The following is a 15,205-nucleotide window of genomic DNA, read 5'->3' on the forward strand; positions in this document are numbered from 1 at the left end:
GGACGCCAATCGCGAGCAGGCTCACTCCTACAGGGGAACGCATTCCAAAATGCAGGCCTTCGCCTGCTCGCGATGAGGCCAATGCAGGCGCTAAAGAACTAGAAGCCCTCCAGCTCCGCCATCAGATCATTCAACCGATCAACCTTCTCCTCGGTGATATCGCTCGCCGCCAGCCCGTCAATGTATTCGGCCAGTTCCTCCACCGTGCTGCACTCGAACATCGCCCGCAACGGCACATCGCGTTGCAGGGATTTCTGCACCCGCGAAGCGATCTGCGTGGCCAGCAACGAGTGCCCGCCCAGCTCGAAGAAGTTGTCGCGGACACCAACTTGCTCGACCTTCAACACCTCGGCCCAGATATCAGCCAACGTCTGTTCAAGATCATTGCGCGGGGCCAGATAATCCTGGCTCTGCAACTGGCCGATCTCCAGCGCCGGCAAGGCTTTGCGATCGAGTTTGCCGTTGGCATTGCGCGGCAGCTGATCGAGCCACAACCAGTGCAGCGGCACCATGTATTCCGGCAGTTCGGCGCGCAACCGCTGCTTGATCCGCTCCAGTCGTTCACCCGGATTCAGCGCGCTATCAGCAGCCACCAGATAACCGACCAAGTGCTTACCGTTAACGCCTTCCTGCACACCGACCGCGCCATCGCGTACTTCCGGTTGTTCGTGCAGACGCGCTTCGATCTCGCCCAGTTCGATGCGATAACCGCGAATCTTCACTTGATGGTCGACGCGGCCCACGTACTCCAACACTCCGTCGCTGCGACGCCGCGCCAGGTCACCGGTGCGATACAGACGCTCGCCCGGCGCACCGAACGGGTTCGGCACAAACACCGGCGCGGTGCGCAACGGATCGCTGACATAACCGCGACCAACGCCCGTACCCGCCACGCACAACTCCCCTACCGCGCCCAACGGCACCAGTTCCAGAGCGCCATCAACGAGGTACAGCAAGTTGTTGTCGGTCGGCGTACCGATCGGCAAGTAACTGCCGCGCGTCGACGCCATGTCGACGCGGAAGAACGCCACGTCATCGGAGCATTCCGCCGGGCCATAAGCGTTGACCAGCCCGATGTCCGGGTAACGCAGCAGCCATTGGTGCGCCAGTTCCGGCGGCATTGCCTCACCGGTCGGCAGCATCCAGCGCAGGCCATCCAGACTCAGGCGATCCGAGGCGAGCATGCCCTGAATCAACGAAGGCACACTCTCCAGCACGGTGATGCCCTGCGCCTGCACATGCACCAGCAACCCTTGCGGATCGTGGGCGATGGTGTTCGGCACGATGTCCACCCGCGCGCCGAACAGCGGTGCGGCAAGGAACTGCCAGACCGAAATATCGAAGCTTTGCGACGCGGTCTGGGCGATCACGTCGGCGTCGCTCAGTTGCAGATACGGCACCTTGCTCAACTGATTGTTGAGCATGCCGCGCTGCTCGACCATCACGCCTTTCGGCAGGCCGGTGGAGCCCGAGGTGTAGATCACGTAGGCGAGGTTGTCCGGGCCGCTGTAAATGCCCAGGTTCTGCGCCGACGTCGCCGCTGCTTGAACCTCTTCCCACACCAGCAAGCGCGGGCGATTGGCGCAGCTGAATTCATCCAGCAAGGTCTGCGCCTGTTCAAAGCATGTTTTAGAGCAGACCAGCACCGGCGTGCGGCTCAGCTCGATGATGCGTTGCAGACGCTGACTCGGCAGGCCCGGATCCAGCGGCAGATAACCGGCACCGGCCTTGAAGCTGCCGATGATCATGCCGAGCAGATCGAGATTCCGTTCTGCGAGCAAGGCCACCGGTTGATCCATCTGCACACCCGCGGCGACCAGTGCATGGCCGAGACGGTTGGCGTTGTGGTTCAGCTCGGCGTAGCTCTGTTGCTGGTCAAGGCATGTAGCGGCGATGCGCTGCGGATGCGCGACAACTTGAGCTTCGAACAGCGCAACGTAGCTCTGCTCCAGCGGATAATCGTGGGCACTCTGGTTGCAACCGTGCACCAGGAAGTCCTGTTCCTCACTGCCCAACAGCGGCAGATCGGCCATGTCGCCATGGAAGCCGTCGACCAGCGCCAGCAGCAGACGCTTGAACTCGCCGAGCATGCGCTCGATGGTCGATTCGTCGAAATAACGCTGGTCATACGACAGGTGCAGACCCAGATCATCACCGGGGTAGCACACTGCCGTCAGCGGGAAGTTAGTGTGCGTACGGCCCGAGTCCGAGGTCGCATTCAGGCTCTGCGCGCGATCAAGCACCGAGACTTCCACCGGGGCGTTTTCGAAGACGAACAGGCTGTCGAACAGCGGCTGGCCTTTCGGCAGTTCGCTCTGTTCCTGAATGTTCACCAGCGGCAGGTATTCGTACTCGCGCAGCTGCATGTTGCTGTCGAGCAAACCACTGAGCCACTGACGCACGCTGCTGCGTTCATCGTCCGCCGGCATCTGCACCCGCAGCGCAATACTGTTGATGAACAGGCCGACAGTACGTTGCATCTCCGGCATTTCCACCGGGCGACCGGCCACGGTCACGCCGAACAGCACGTCACGATCGCCGCTCATACGCCGCAGCACCAAGGCCCACGCCGCTTGGGCGAAGGTGTTGATGGTCAGTTGATGGGCCTGCGCCAGTTCACGCAGACGCGCTCCGTCCTCGACATTGAGGCGAGTGTAGCGGTCGCCGACGATCATGCCGCCGCTTTCGCCAGCATGTTCACGCAGGAACGGCCGGTCGCTCGGGATCGGTGTAGTACGCTCGAACCCTCGCAGGTTCTGCTGCCACCACTGCCGCGCTTCGGCCAGGCTCTGGCGTTGCAACCAGCCGATGTAATCGCGATAACGCGGCGGCACGGCGAGTTGCGCTTCACGCCCCTCACCCAGTGCGGTGTAGATTTCGAAGAAGTCATTCATCAGCAACGAGCGGCACCAGGCATCGATGAGGATGTGGTGGTTGCTCATCATGAACCAGTAACGCGCCGCGCCGACCTTGATCAGGCGCAGATGAAATGGCGCCTGATTGAGCAGATCGAAACCGGCTTCGCGCTCGTTTTTCAGCAGCGTTTGCAGCTTCGGTTCCTGCTCGGTTTCAGCGATGGCGCTCCAGTCCAGATACTCGATCGGCGTGCGACCCGGTGTGTGAATCACTTGCAGCATGTCTTCGCCGACGTTCCAGCAGAACGACGCGCGCAACGCTTCGTGACGGGCGATTACTGCTTGCCACGCCTGGGCGAAACGCTCGGGGTCGAGTTCGCTGTTGATGCGATAGCGATCCTGCATGTAGTACAGGCCGGTGCCCGGTTCGAGCAAGGTGTGCAGCAACATGCCTTCCTGCATTGGCGTCAGCGGATAAACGTCTTCGATGTGCGCGGCCGGCACCGGCAAGGCATCGAGTTGCGCCTGAGTCAGCTTGGCCAGCGGGAAGTCCGACGGCGTCAGGCCGCCGGCCTCGTCTTGCAGGCAATGGGCGATCAGGCTTTGCAGCTCGCCGAGGTAAGCGTCGGCCAGATCGTGGATGGTTTGCGCCTCGTAACGCTCGGCGCTGAAGGTCCAGCGCAGGAGCAATTCACCACCGTAAACCTGGCTGTCGATGCTCAGTTCGTTCGGCAATGGCGCCTGCGGATCGTGGGCGGCACCGACCGCTTCATCCAGCGGACGGAACAGCGCATCGCTGCCGAAGCTCTGGTCGAACTGGCCGAGGTAGTTGAAGGTGACCGGCGCCTGCGGCAACGCGGCCATGCTGCGCTGGCTGAGGTCATCGGCGAGATAACGCAGCACGCCATAACCCAGACCTTTGTGCGGCACGGCGCGCAGTTGCTCCTTGATCGCTTTGATTGATGCGCCCTGCCCGGCGGCTTCTTCGATGTTGTGCGGGGTCAGACGCAGTGGGTAGGCGCTGGTGAACCAGCCGACGGTGCGGGTCAGGTCGATCTCGTCGAACAGGGTTTCGCGACCGTGGCCTTCCAGTTGAATCAGCGCCGACGGCTGACCGCTCCAGCGGCACAGCACGCGCGCCAATGCCGTCAGCAACAGATCGTTGACCTGAGTGCGATAGGCGGCCGGCGCCTGTTGCAGCAACTGTTTGGTGTGCTCGGCATCGAGGCGCACGCTGACGGTTTGCGCATGACGATTGTGCTGGCCGCCCTGCGGATTTTCGCAAGGCAGATCGGCGTTCTGACCGGCCAGTTGGGTCTGCCACCAGTTGAGTTCTTCACGCAGGGATTCGCTGCCGGCGTAGGCCTGCAAGCGTGCCGTCCAATCCTTGAAAGCACTGGTTTTCGCCGGTAGTTTTACCGATTGCTCAGCCGTCAGTTGGCGATAGACCGTTTGCAGATCGTCGAGCAACACGCGCCACGACACGCCGTCGACCACCAAGTGATGGATCGCGATAAACAGGCGTTGCTGACCTTCAGGGCCGTCGACCAGCAAGGCGCGAACCAGCGGGCCGTTTACCAGATCAAGGCTGCGTTGCGCATCAGCGAACAGCGCTTCGCACTTGTCCATCGAGGTGACGCGCACTTGCCACAACACCGCCGCATCGGAGACCGGTTGGTGCGTCGCTTGCCATTGACCGTCGGCCTCGGTGAAGCGCAAACGCAAGGCATCATGCTGTTCGATCACCGCCAGCAGCGCTTGCTCCAGGCGATGGGGTTCGAGGGTCACCGTCGGCTCCAGCAACAACGCCTGGTTCCAGTGCTGACGCTCAGGAATATCGGTATCGAAGAACCAGTGCTGAATCGGCGTCAGACGCGATTCACCAACCACCAAGCCTTGCTCCGCCGTCACTTGTTCGGTGCGGCTGGCCACAGCGGCGAGGGTTTGTACAGTCTGGTGCTGGAACAGATCGCGCGGGCTGAAATGAATGCCCTGCTGACGGGCACGGCTGACCACTTGAATCGACAGAATCGAATCGCCGCCGAGTTCGAAGAAGTTGTCGTTGAGACCGACCTGTTCGACGTTGAGCACTTCGCACCAGATCTGCGCCAGGGTCTGCTCCAGCTCGTTGCTCGGCGCCACGTAGTCCTGACGATTGAGCTCCGGATCCGGCGCTGGCAAGGCGCGACGGTCAAGTTTGCCGTTAGCGGTCAGCGGCATGCTCGCCAGCAGAATCAGGTGCGTCGGCACCATGTAATCCGGCAGTTGTGCCTTGAGGTGCGATTTCAGCGCTTCGCGCAGCTCGGCCTGCTTGGCTTCGTTTTGCTCAGCGACATCGGTGACGAGGTAACCGACCAATTGCTTGCCGCTCGGCGCATCCAGTGCGAGCACGACGGCTTCGCGGATCGAGTCGTGATCGAGCAGGCGCGTTTCGATTTCGCCCAGTTCAATACGGAAACCACGGATCTTTACCTGATGGTCGATCCGGCCCAGGTATTCCACCAAACCATCGGCACGCTGGCGCACCAGGTCGCCGGTGCGGTACATGCGCCCGCCATCGGTGGCGAACGGATCCGCGACAAAACGTTCGGCGGTAATGCCCGGACGGTCGTGATAGGCCTGGGCCAGACCTGCGCCGCCAACGAACAGTTCACCCGTCGCGCCTTGCGGCACCAGCGCCAGATCGGCGTCGAGAATGTAGGCAACACGCGCACCGATCACGCTGCCAATCGGCACACTGCCGGCGCCCTCTTCCAGCACCTCCGGCGCCAGACTGGCCAGCGGCATGACCACGGTTTCCGTCGGGCCATAGGCGTTGAAGAACGTCGCCGGTTTGAACGCTGCGCGAATCCGTTGCAGGTGTTCACCGGTCAACGCTTCACCGCCGGTGATGACCATCCGCACCGGGAGGATTTCGTTTTGCGTGGACAGGAACTGCGCCAACTGGCTGCCGTAGCTCGGGGTAAAACCGAGGACGTTGATTTTATGCGCACGGATCAAGCCGCAGATTTCTTCTGCGTCCCACTGACCTTGCGCGCGCAACACCACCTGCGCACCGCTGAGCAGCGGCACCAGCAGACGTTCGGTCGCCGCATCGAAGTTGATCGAATAGAAGTGCAGTTCGCAGTCGTCGGGGCGCATACCGAAACGCTCGATCACCGCTTGGCAGTGCATGGCGATTTCACCGTGGGAGACCACCACGCCTTTCGGCTTGCCGGTCGAACCCGAGGTGTAAATCAGGTACGCCTGATGCTGTGGCAGGCTGATAAACGGCAACTCGCTGGCCGGGTGAGCGGCCAGCGCTGCGCTGTCCTCCTCCAGGCACCAACGCGCCACATTTGGCGGCAGATCGCCGAGGGCGTTGAACATCGCGCGATCACTGAGCAGCAAACCAATGCGGCTGTCTTCGATCATGTAATGCAGACGGTCGAGCGGGTATTCCGGGTCCAGCGGCACGTACGCGCCGCCAGCCTTGAGAATCGCCAGCAGGCCGATGACCATTTCCAGCGAGCGCTCCAGTGCCAGACCAACGCGCACTTGCGGGCCGACGCCGCGCTCTCGCAAAGCCCAGGCCAGACGATTGGCGCGGGCATCGAGTTCGGCGTAGCTCAGGGTCTGCCCGGCGAAGGTCAGGGCCGGCGCGTCTTTGCGCGCCAGCGCCTGTTCGGCGAACAGGTGATGAATGCACTGGTCGAGACGATGCTCGCCCGGCTCGATGCCAAGGCTGTCGAGCAGCTGCTGTTGCTCGGGTTGATCGAGCAGCGGCAATTCGCTGAGGCGCTGTTGCGGATCGGCGATCAGCGCTTCAAGCAGATTGCGCCAATGTTTGGCCATGCGCGCGATGGTCGGCTCATCGAACAGATCAGTGCTGTAGGTCAGGCAGCAACCGAGGCGATGGTCGAGGTCGGTGACTTCCAGGTTGAGGTCGAACTTGGTCGCCCGCGCATCGTTGGCCAGGTACTCGACGGTCATGCCGGCGAGCATGCGGCTCTGCTGGAATTCCCAGCGCTGCACGTTGCACATCACCTGGAACAGCGGGTTGTACGCAGCACTGCGCGGCGGCTGCAACGCTTCGACCAGATGATCGAACGGCAGATCCTGATGCGACTGGCCTTCGATCACGGTGTGGCGCACCTGCTCGAACAGTTCGCCGACCGACATCATGCCGTCGAGCTGGCAACGCAGCACTTGGGTGTTGAGGAACGCCCCGATCAGCCCTTCGCTTTCCGGACGGATGCGGTTGGCTACCGGCGCGCCGATGCGCAGATCGGTCTGGCCGCTGTAGCGGTACAGCAGGGTGGCGAGTGCGGCGGTCATGGTCATGAACAGGGTCAGACCGTTTTGCGCATTGAACGCACGAACCCGCGCGGCGAGGTCATCGCTCAGGTCGAAGCGGAACAGTTCGCCTTGGTGGCTTTGCACCGGCGGACGCGGACGATCACCGGGCAACTCCAGCAGCGGATGTTCACGGCCGAGTTGCGCGGTCCAGTAGTCGAGCTGACGCTGACGCTCGCCGGATTCCAGCCAGTTGCGTTGCCAGACGCTGTAGTCGAGGTACTGCACCGGCAGCGGCTCAAGCGGTGAATCACGGTCATCGACAAACGCTTCGTACAGCGCACTGAGTTCGCGGGCGAAAATGTCCATCGCCCAGCCTTCGGTGACGATGTGGTGCAGAGTCAGGACAAAGTAATGCTCTTGCTCGGCAGTCTTCACCAAACAGGCGCGCAGCAGCGGACCGGTTTCCAGATCGAACGGCAGATGTGCTTCCTCATCGGCCAGTTGCTGAACCTTTTGCTCACGTGCATCGGCGGCAAGTTTTGAAAAATCCTTCCAGCCCATGCGCACACCGGTTTCGGCATGCACCTGCTGACGGGCGACGCCGTCGACGCTCGGGAACGTGGTGCGCAGGGTTTCGTGGCGCAGGATCAGCGCTTGCAACGCCGCCTCGAAACGCTCGACATGCAACACGCCGCGCAGACGCGCCATGCCGCCGACGTTGTACGCCGGGCTGTCCGGCTCCATCTGCCAGAGGAACCACATGCGCTGTTGCGAGTACGACAACGGCACCGGTTTGCTGCGATCAACCTTGTCGATCGGCGGCTGTTTGTTGGTGCGGCCGCTGGCCTGGATCAGGCGGATCTGTTCGGCGAAATCACCGAGTTCGCTGTGTTCGAACAAGGCGCGCAACGGCAGTTCGACGTCGCAGGCCTGACGGCTGCGCGAGATGATTTGCGTGGCCAGCAGCGAGTGACCGCCGAGGGCGAAGAAATCGTCGCGCAGGCCGACTTGTGCCAGACCGAGCACTTCGCGCCAGATCGCGGCGATCTGCTGTTCCAGTTCAGTCACCGGCTCGACGTGTTCACGCACTTGCCATTGCGGTTCGGGCAGCGCGCGGCGGTCGAGTTTGCCGCTTGGGCTGAGGGGCATTGCGTCGAGGCGCATCAGTTGCGCCGGGACCATGTATTCCGGCAGCTCGGCGGCCAGTGCGGTTTTCAGGCGTGTTATTTGCTCGTCGTGATCTTCGCTGGCATCGGTGGCGGTGAAGTAGCCGATCAGCTGCGCGCCGGCAGCAGTTTCACGCACCTGCACCACGGCTTGGGCGACGCCGTCCTGTGCGAGCAAGCGTGCTTCGATTTCTTCCGGTTCAACGCGGAAGCCACGCATTTTGACCTGCTGATCAAGACGGCCGAGGTATTCGATCACGCCGTCGCAGGTCCAGCGCGCACGGTCGCCAGTGCGGTACAAACGTGCGCCCTGCTCGCCCAGCGGATCGACAACAAAGCGTTCAGCGGTCAAGGACGGTCGGCCGAGGTAACCACGGGCCAGACCGACGCCGCTGATGCACAGCTCACCCGGCACACCGGTCGGCACTGGATTGAGATCGGCATCGAGCACGCGGCAAATCACGTTACCCAACGGACGACCGATCGGCGAGCGTTCGCCATCGGCCGTGGTGCAATGCCAGTGGGTGACGTTGATCGCGGTTTCAGTCGGGCCGTAACGGTTGTGCAATTGCACCGCCGGCAGTTGCGCCAGCACGCGGTTACGCAGTTCGGCCGGCAGCGCTTCACCGCCGGAGAATACCCGGCGCAGGCTGGTGCACTCGGCGCTCAGCGGTTCGTCGATGAACAGCGAGAGCAGCGGCGGCACAAAGTGCAACGTGGTCACGCCATGTTCTTGAACCAGTTGCGCGATGCGATGCGGATCGCGGTGTTCGCCGGGGCCGGCAATCAGCAGACGCGCGCCAGTGATCAGCGGCCAGAAGCATTCCCACACCGACACGTCGAAACTGATCGGCGCCTTTTGCATCAACACGTCGGTTTCATTGAGGGCGTAAGTGTTCTGCATCCATTGCAGACGTTCGGCCAGCGCGGCGTGAGTGTTGCCGACGCCTTTCGGCTGACCAGTGGAACCCGAGGTGTAAATCACATAGGCGAGGTTGTCGCCGTGCAGGTGCAAACCCGGTGCCTGGCTCGGCCAGTTTTCCAGGTGCAACGCGTCCATGGCGATCACGCTGACGCCATCGCTGGCCGGCAAACGGCCGAGCAATTCGGTTTGGGTCAGGAGCAATTCGACGCCGCTGTCGCTGAGCATGTAGGCCAGTCGATCGGCCGGGTAATCCGGGTCCAGCGGTACATAGGCGCCGCCGGCTTTGATGATCGCCAGCAGACCGATCAACAGCTGCGGCGAACGCTCGGCGGCGATGGCCACGCAGACATCCGGGCCGACGCCTTTGTCGCGCAGATAGTGCGCGAGACGATTGGACTGGTTGTTCAATTCGGCGAAATCGAGGCTGCCGCCGTCCCATACCAGCGCCGTGCGCTCAGGGGTCAGGCGCGCCTGTTCGTGGAGCAGTTCCGGCAGCCATTGTTGCGCCGGGGTGCAGGGTGCAACGCCCCAGACTTTTTGCTGATCGTACTCGCTGGTGGTCAGCAATTGCAGATCACCGATGGCTTGCTCCGGGCGTTCGCAAACTGCGCGCAACAGGTTGCTGCAGTGCTCGGCCAGACGCGCGATGGTCGCGGCGTCGAACAACTCACTGGCGTAGTCGAACGACAAGGTCAGGCGACCGTTACGGTCTTCTTCGCTGTGCAGTTGCAGGTCGAACTTGGCTTCGCGGCTGTGCCACGGCAGTTCTTCGGCGAGCAGCCCCGGCAGGCGCTTGAGCACGCTCAGATCGCGCTGCTGGTGGTTGAACATGACCTGGAACAGGCCTTGTTCGCGGGCCTGCGGGAAGGCTTCGAGCAGTTGTTCGAAGGGCAGATCCTGATTCGCTTGTGCCCCGAGGGCGGCCTCGCGGGTCTGGGCCAGTAGTTCAACAAACGGCAGGCGCGAATCAATCTCGGCGCGCAGCACTTGAGTGTTGATGAAGAAACCGATCAGGCCTTGGGTTTCCAGGCGCGGACGGTTGGCATTCGGCACGCCGATGCGGATGTCGCGCTGACCGCTGTAGCGCTGCAGCAAGCTCTGGAATGCCGAGAGCAGCAGCATGAACGGCGTCGATTGATGCGTTTGCGCCGTGTTGCGGATCGCATCGCTGAGGCTGGCGCCCAGACGCACGGTGTGACGTGCAGCGCTGTGATTTTTTTGCGCCGAACGCGGATGATCGGTGGCCAGTTCCAGCGTCGGATGCTCGTCACCCAACTGCGCTTTCCAGTAGGCCAGTTGTCGCTCGCCCTCACCTTGCGCCAGCCATTGGCGCTGCCAGCTGCCGTAATCGGCGTACTGGGTTGGCAGTGGCGCGAGGCTAGCCGTCGCGCCTTGCGAAGCGGCGGCGTACAGGCGCGAGAACTCGTCGATCAACACGTTCAGCGACCAGCCGTCGGCGATGATGTGGTGCATCGTCACCAGCAGTTGATGATCTTCGTCATCGAGGCGCACCAGCGTCACCCACAGCAGCGGGCCATTTTCCAGATCGAACCGGGTGCGTGCTTCTTCTTCGCGGATTTGTTGCGCGCGGGCTTCACGCTCATGGGCCGGCAGGTCGCTGATGTCGACCAATTGCAAATTGAATTCGGCGGCGGCATCGACTTGTTGCAAGGCCACGCCGTCGCGCTCGAAGAAGCGCGTACGCAAGGATTCGTGGCGCTCGATCAGTTGCTGGAAGCTGGCGCGCAAGGCGTCTTCGTCCAGTTCGCCGCGTAAACGCAGGGCACCGGGAATGTTGTAGGCGCTGCTCTGTGGGTCGAGTTGCCAAGTGATCCACAAACGGTTTTGTGCCAGCGATTGCGGCATTGGTTCGGAGCGCGACAACGCGGTGATTGCGCCTTGAGCGCTACCGCCGTCCTGTTGCTGTTGCGCCACGGCAGCGGCGAACGCGGCCAGCGTCGGCGCTTCGAACAGCAGGCGCAGGTTCAGCTCAAGGGCGAGTTCTTCGCGGACTCGGGCGATGACTTGGGCGGCGGCGATCGAGTTGCCGCCGAGCAGGAAGAAGTGATCGTCAGCGTTGACCTGTTTGACGCCGAGTTGCTCGGCCCAGATTTTACCGATCAGTGCTTCGAGTTCGGATGTGCTGGCTGTTGCACCGTGGGTTTCGGACGTGTTCGACGGAAACACCGCGTAACTGTCGAGGCTGCCATCGGCCAGGCGATTGCGGCACGCCGAACGCTGCAATTTGCCACTGGAGGTTTTCGGCAGCGCGCCTGGATTGAGCAGCACCACCACGCTTGGGGCCTCTTGATAAGCCTCGGCCACCGCTTGGCGGATGGCTTTGATCAACGCTTCCGGCGGCAGGATTTTCTGCACGCTACGGCTGATTTCCGCCGCGATGCCGATGCCCTCTTCGCCATTCTGACTGACGGCGAATGCAGCGACGCGGCCCTTGCGCACCACTTCCACTTCGTTTTCGACGGTCTTCTCGATGTCCTGCGGATACAGGTTGTGACCACGCACGATCAGCATGTCTTTCAAACGGCCAGTGATGAACAGTTCACCGTCGCGCATAAAGCCCAGGTCACCGGTACGCAGCCAGGTCCGGCCGGCGTGCTGAACGAAGGTCTTGGCGCTGGCTTCGGGGTTGCGCCAGTACCCGAGGGCGATACTCGGCCCGGCAGCCCAGACTTCACCGACGGCGTTATCGGCGAGTTCTTCCAGTGATTGCGGTTCGATGATCAGCACGGCGTGTTCGGGCTGGCTGATGCCGCAGCTCATGATCGGGCTGCCCTCGCCCGGCTCGGCACGGTTTTGTGCCAAAGCCTGATCGTCGACGCGCAGCGCGGGAATACCGGTGCCGCGTGGGGTGCCGGCGACGAACAGCGTGGCCTCGGCGAGACCGTAAGAAGCCATGAAACTGTCGGCGCTGAAACCGCTCGCGGTGAACTTCTCGGCGAAGCGTTCGAGGGTGTCGAGACGGATCGGTTCGGAGCCGGAATAGGCCACACGCCAGCCGCTTAGATCCAGGCGTTCAAGCGCCGATTCGCTGACCCGCTCGCTGCACAAGCGATAAGCGAAATCCGGCCCGCCGCTGATGGTGCCGCCGTATTGACTGATCGCTTCGAGCCAGCGCAATGGCCGGCCGAGGAAGTAGGCCGGCGACATCAGGATGCATGGCACGCCGCTGAAAATCGGTTGCAGCAGACCACCGATCAAACCCATGTCGTGATACAGCGGCAACCAGCTGACGATGACGTCATCAGGGTTCACGTCGATGCCGAAACCGTGGCGGATCAGCAATTCGTTGGCGACCAGATTGCCGTGGCTGACTTGCACGCCTTTGGGCAACGCGGTGGAGCCGGAAGTGTATTGCAGGAAGGCGATGTGGTCTGGTGGCAGATTCGGCTCAACCCAGTTTTGCGCCAGTGCGCTGTCGAGGCTGTCGACACACAGCAGCGGCGGCGCGCCTTCGATTTGCTGCAAGGCGTCGCGCAGGTCGGTGCTGGTCAGCAGCAGACGCGGTTCGGCGTCGGCAATGATCGACAGCAAACGCTCCTGATGGTGACGACGCGCGGATTCCGGCGGATAGGCCGGCACCGCGATCACCCCTGCGTACAGGCAGCCAAAAAACGCCGCGACGTAATCCGGACCGCTTGGGAACAGCAGCACCGCGCGATCACCGAATTCAGCGTCAGCCTGCAATGCAGCGGCAATGGTGCGCGCGCGCTCATCCAGTTCGCGATAGCTGAGCACCACAGCCTGCTCTGGGTTTTCGGCAAGAAAACGCAAGGCCAGTTGATCCGGCGTCAGGGCCGCGCGGCGCTGGAGGGCTTGGACCAGGGTGCTGGGGAGTTCGAACGCGTCGGTCATGAGGTTTCCTGCCTGAATTCGGCTTGCTAGTGGAATCGGGTTGCTGCGTCACGCCCCTCAAAGGGCATGCAGGGCGCGGTCTGTGCCGACCGCGCGAGGCATTGGAATGCTGTCTGGCCGGGCGCTTCACCCGGAACCATTCACCAATGAGAACGGATGACGTCTTGAAATAATTAGTCGGCAGGCTGGATCGCCAACGGGGCCGGGGTGTGGCGGCGTGTCGCAGTTCTCACATCGCACCGATTTGGATCATTAGTTCTCTTTCTCAATTGACAATCATTATCATTCAACATAATTTGTCGCTCGATGTGTAGGACGGCCCGTCCCCGAAGGCGTCCCACTAACCTATTTGGCAGCAAGGTGATTTCCATGACGGAACAAGTATCCACAAGCAAGTGCGATTCACCGCTACTTCAGGCATTCGTCGACAATCGACTGATTCTGGTCAAGATTGCAGCCCGCATTACCGGCTGCCGGTCGCGCGCCGAAGATGTGGTGCAGGATGCGTTTTTCCGACTGCAATCGGCGCCACCGATCACGTCGTCGATCAAGGCGCAACTGAGCTATCTGTTCCAGATCGTGCGCAACCTCGCCATCGATCACTACCGTAAACAGGCGCTGGAACAGAAATATTCCGGCCCTGAAGAGGAAGGGCTGAATGTGGTCATCCAGGGTGCTTCGCCGGAAACCTCGCACATCAACTTTTCGACCCTGGAAAACATCGCCGACGCACTGACCGAGCTGCCGAATCGCACTCGTTATGCGTTCGAGATGTACCGCCTGCACGGCGTGCCGCAAAAGGACATCGCCAAGGAACTCGGCGTTTCGCCGACCCTGGTCAACTTCATGATTCGTGATGCGCTGGTGCACTGCCGCAAGGTCTCGGGCAGTCGTCGGGATGCGGTGATCGCGGGTCGTCGCTAAGATTCAGATTTTGCGTCAAGCCATTCGCGAGCAAGCTCGCTCCCACATGGAATTTGTGAGTGCCACAAAACCCATGTGGGAGCGAGCCTGCTCGCGAAGGCGGCCTCAAGATCACAGAAATCCTGAAGCCAGATCATCACGCCAATTTGCACCGATCAAAAAACCGCTCACGCCCCAGGATCATCAGCGCCGCACGCTTGTGCGGGAAGTCGAACTCTTTCTCACAGTGAAAGCACTGATTCTGCATATGGCCGATCATCTTCGCATTGTCGGCGCGTGGTTCAGCGACCACCCGCTGCGTGCGCGGATCATCCAGAAACAGGTAATGCACCAGCGCCGATAACCAGCTCGCCACTTTGTGCGGCCCGCGGTGATCCTCCTCGCCGACCAGCATGTGAATGCCACGATCGTAATTGTCGGCATCGTAGAACGGCGCAATACGATCTTCCTTGGCCCAATAAGCCTCGAAATAGGCAAACGGCTGATCATCGAAACAGCCGATCAAGGTCAGCGTGTGCGGGTCGGCATCGAGCTTGTCCAGGTATTCGCGGTGTTTCTCGAGACTGCCCTCTTCCTGCCAGAAACTGGCGACACGCGGGCTATTCTGCCAGCGGTTGAAACGCGGCAGATCTTCTTCGATTTCTACGGTGCGCAGAGAAATCCACGCACCCAGACGCGCATCGAAACGCCGATAGACTTCACCGCGCGGCTTCACCGGCCGCAGCGGATGACGCTTGCCTTGGCTGATGATCATCTGCTGCGGATAGCTGCCGGTCAGCGAAGTGCCGAGCCACGGTTGTGGCAATTGCCAGAACAGCGTGCGCTCGCTGCGATATTCGCCAGCCACTTCGGTGCTCACCAACAAGCCACTGAGCAACGCCTCAGTCGGCGGCTGATCCAGTTGCCAGGTCAATTGCTGGCACGCCGGATCCCGCGCGAACAGCCAGTAACAGGCCGCCCACAGCGCCTGCCCGGGCGGCAGCGCAAAGCGCTCATCAAGCTGGATCGGTCCCTTGGCCTCCCGGTCAAGGCGCAGGCGAATCAGTGATTGCCCGTCCAGGCTCAGGCTCAGACGGCTTTCGGTAGCATCAGCGATCAGTTGACTGCCCGATGGCAAGGCCAGGGCAGTGAGGTCATTCAGATTGGACATGGGTCGGGCTCACGATAATCGTCGACAGTTCAAC

General features: G+C 61.8%; 3 protein-coding genes. 1 reads left to right on the forward strand and 2 read right to left on the reverse strand.

Annotated features, from left to right (window positions below; all coding sequences use genetic code 11):
- Positions 1–98 precede the first annotated feature (98 nt).
- Positions 99–13,097 carry a non-ribosomal peptide synthetase gene (locus CCX46_RS21065; RefSeq protein ID WP_127929203.1) on the reverse strand — a complete coding sequence of 4,333 codons (12,999 nt, stop codon included), beginning with the start codon at positions 13,095–13,097 and terminating at the stop codon, positions 99–101.
- A gap of 369 nt (positions 13,098–13,466) precedes the next feature.
- On the opposite strand from CCX46_RS21065, the gene CCX46_RS21070 reads away from it, so the two are divergent.
- Positions 13,467–14,021 (forward strand): RNA polymerase factor sigma-70, encoded by a 555-nt coding sequence (locus CCX46_RS21070; RefSeq protein WP_127929204.1) that lies wholly within the window; start codon positions 13,467–13,469, stop codon positions 14,019–14,021.
- A gap of 136 nt (positions 14,022–14,157) precedes the next feature.
- On the opposite strand, the gene CCX46_RS21075 is transcribed toward CCX46_RS21070, so the two are convergent.
- Positions 14,158–15,171: a GNAT family N-acetyltransferase gene (locus CCX46_RS21075; RefSeq protein ID WP_127929205.1), complete on the reverse strand. Its 1,014-nt coding sequence runs from the start codon at positions 15,169–15,171 to the stop codon at positions 14,158–14,160.
- Positions 15,172–15,205 lie beyond the last annotated feature (34 nt).

Source organism: Pseudomonas sp. RU47 (assembly GCF_004011755.1).
GTDB lineage: Bacteria > Pseudomonadota > Gammaproteobacteria > Pseudomonadales > Pseudomonadaceae > Aquipseudomonas.